This window comes from Persicitalea sp. (assembly GCF_041751555.1).
Taxonomy (GTDB): domain Bacteria; phylum Bacteroidota; class Bacteroidia; order Cytophagales; family Spirosomataceae; genus Persicitalea.
In genome coordinates this window covers 1-3,262 of sequence record NZ_JBGSXF010000435.1, presented here as the reverse complement: position 1 = coordinate 3,262, position 3,262 = coordinate 1, and the positions used below count along the sequence as shown (strand labels likewise).

General features: G+C 45.8%; 2 protein-coding genes. One reads left to right on the top strand and one right to left on the bottom strand.

Annotated features, from left to right (window positions below; translation table 11 throughout):
• Positions 1-1,784, bottom strand: a 1,784-nt coding sequence (locus ACEW8P_RS15340; RefSeq protein ID WP_373513958.1) for a putative Ig domain-containing protein, incomplete at its 3' end; no start/stop codon positions are given.
• 630 nt (positions 1,785-2,414) lie between these two features.
• On the opposite strand from ACEW8P_RS15340, the gene ACEW8P_RS15335 reads away from it, so the two are divergent.
• Positions 2,415-3,262 (top strand): hypothetical protein (locus ACEW8P_RS15335; protein WP_373513957.1); only part of this gene is annotated, 848 nt, incomplete at its 3' end.

The window sequence follows — 3,262 nt, the reverse complement described above, 5'->3', positions numbered from 1 at the left end:
CCGTCGGGGTCGGTGAAGGTTCCCCTGGCGATTTCGTATCCGAAAGCCTGGCCGACCTTGCCCTGCTGGACGGGGATTTCCTGACTGACCAACGGCGACAGATTCTCGCCGTTTTTCTGGGCTACCCTTAATTTAAATTGGGTTTCCACTTCGCCGCCTTTGTCATCACGTGCCGTGACCACCACAATGAATTCTCCGCTGGCCGTCGGGATGCCAGAAAATTTGAGATTGTTAAAGGTGATGCCGTTGGGCAATCCCTTGACCGTAATACTGGCGATTATCCCGTCGGGATCAGTAAAAGTTCCAGCGGGTATTTCGTAATTGAAGGACTGATCGACTTTGCCCTGCTGGTCAGGGATGTTTTTGACGACCCGTGGCAACTGATTGCCATCGGTTTTGTTCTCCAGCAAATCCTCGATCAATAACACCCGGATCGGCTTTTCTGTTTTCGCGTACTCGCCCCGCCACTTTCCCTGTACCTTGCCAGTACCCTCCCGAATGGCTTCAGAGAGGGTGTAAGTGACCGTTTGAGTAGGGTTAATTGCCTGAACTGGCTTGTCGAGCCATTTGGCGGCAGTCTCTTTAATAAGGTTTTCGTAGTTGACAAAATTAAACTCACGATCCAGGCCGAAGAGATTGAACCAATCGGCGCCATGTTCGTATGTTTCGTTAATGAAACCGCGCCATACTCCTTCGTCAATGCCATTTACATTCCCCAACTCATTACCAATAATTTTTCCAGGTAGATTGGATCGAAGCAAATCTGCTGCGAAACGATGAGGATAGTATGCCCCGTCATTCACTTTGAAACCATCTGCTTTGGCATTCAGGTCGATAAAACCAAGCGTCCCTCGCAATACACTCAGTCCGTCGTAACAACTTCCCATGTCGTTGTAGTACTTATAATTGCCGTCCACCCCTTTGACTACGTCGATAAAACCATCAATTACTCCTTTTAGTGTGGAGTGCCGAAAAAGGTACCAATCCACGCCTATCTTGCCATAGTGTCCGCTCCAGACATCGCCCTTGATATAGGGCGGTTCAATATCCGAAAAACGAGAATAGTCCGAGTTCCAGATTTTGTTCAGTTCAGCAAGCGTTCGGTATTTGGCCTGTACCCACTCCCGGAAAGCTTTTTTTGAGTAGTAGGAATAGTCGAAAAGTTGAAGCTCATTTTTATTATTTGCTGGGTTATGCGCATCTACGCTGTAGCCAATCTCGGATGCATTGTTGGCTACGACCGTCACCAGCACGATTTCACCCGCCTGCTGACGAGGCCGAAAATGTTCCATGACTTCGCGAACAAAACCGTTTGCTTCATTCACGGCTTCGGTAGCCGAAAAGCTAAATCCGTTGACATCCTTATGCCGCACTCCATCGCCCGAGACGGGTCGGACGTTATCAGGCCACCAGCCTTCGGCCCCGTCATTGCCATCACCGTGTCGAGCCACCCATACCCGCAACATGATTTTGCACCCAAGGCGCTTGGCCAGTTCTGCCTCCTTGTCGATTTGGCCCCAATCGGCGATTGAACCACGCTTACGGTATACATGATCCCAGTTCACGTTCAGCACAAAGGAATTCACGCCCGCCTTCGCCGCCCTCTCCATGAGCGGCAGGTAGCTATCGTCGTTTTCTACATTCATTATAGACATGCTCAAGTAACGAGGCTGTCCGGGGGGGGCTATCGGTGTTCCGGTAGCTATGCTCTGCAAGCTCAGCGTACCCAGAAAAACAATAAGAAATGCGTACACTACCCCTTTGGTGGTGTAAATTTTATTCATATTCAACTATTTGCTATTGGTTATAAAAATATGTGTCTATGAAGGGGTAGAGAGGAAGACTTTCATTGCGCAAACAGGAGCAACAATCAAGCCAATATGGTTTCAATTCGAGTGCAAGACGACTACATTTTTGTGGCTGACCAAGTTTATGGACTACTCTTTTCGCTATATTCTGAGCGGAAATTTCTTACGTTTTCCTTAATGAAAAAATCGTATTGATTTTACCATTAAGGAACTGCCAGCGCCTAAGAATCAATTGTTTAAGCTACCGTTCGAAAATAGCTAGGAGAGGACTGAGTAACAATATAAACATGGTCAGTGGATAATTCCCTGCTGGGAATTATAACATTTACCGGCAAGACAAAAATAGAAAATTTTGCCGCAATCTCCATCTATTGTTTAGAAACGTAAGGGGACATACTATACCGTTTTCTAAAGTCATCGCTTAAAACAAAAATCTTCTCATCAAATTCCGTGCCGATTTGTATCTTTTTAAAAAAATGTGTGTGCGGTAAGGTTTGTTTTCAATAAGCGCATTACGTTTGTATTGCATAACCAAAGATAATTTTGCTTCAAGCAAATTTGAGATTTGTGTACTCCAGCCTATTCAACCGCTCTTGTCCCTATCCTATGATTCCTAGCAAAGTCGATGTCAGCGTTATTTACTACGGCAAACCGTACCATACTATCCTCTCAATTCTCTCCCTGTTGAAGTTCAGCAGGGAACACATCAACAAGATTTTTGTAACTGTCGAAAAAAACCAGCCATATAACACATTTGGAGACATTTACAAAGTGATACAAGCAGTTGAGGGACTAATTACTACTGAACTCTATTATCCTACCCTTTTCTATAATTTGGATACGCTTGATCCAGACAGAGTTAAGAATGAACAAAATTTACGTTGGAGTATCCCGTACCAATACGCGCTGGAAAATTCGGCGATGAATTATCTGTTTATCATGCATAACGATATGATTTTTCATCGGGACATGATCGGAGAAATGCTTCCGGTTCTGAAAGGAGACGCTCAAATGGCGGGGGTGGGCTCTATCGGGCAATGCTGGTCGTGTCCAGCAAACGCAGCTAAGCTATGCAGCGGTGCTGTGTACGATCAGTATATCCCCGGACAAACCGAAGCAATTGCTTTGCACGAGGCGTATGATACTCCGAGAAAATTAAAAGACATCGAAATTCTCAAAACAGGGAGAGTTCATCCGCTTCCCGAGTGCCGTCTCAACGAGTACGCTTGTATGATCGATCTGGAAATTTACCGGAAAACTACCCTTCCTTATGGCGACAATGTTTGCTTTGGGGGAAACTGGGGCTTCACAGCCGATTTAGGAACGGGATGGTTCCATCAAATGGTCAATCAAGGCTACCAGTTCAAACATTTTGTTTTAGAGGATTACGCTGTTCACTCCCAGTTCAATCCGGTGGGACAGGGGATCGTGGCCTATTCCAACAGAGAGAATTA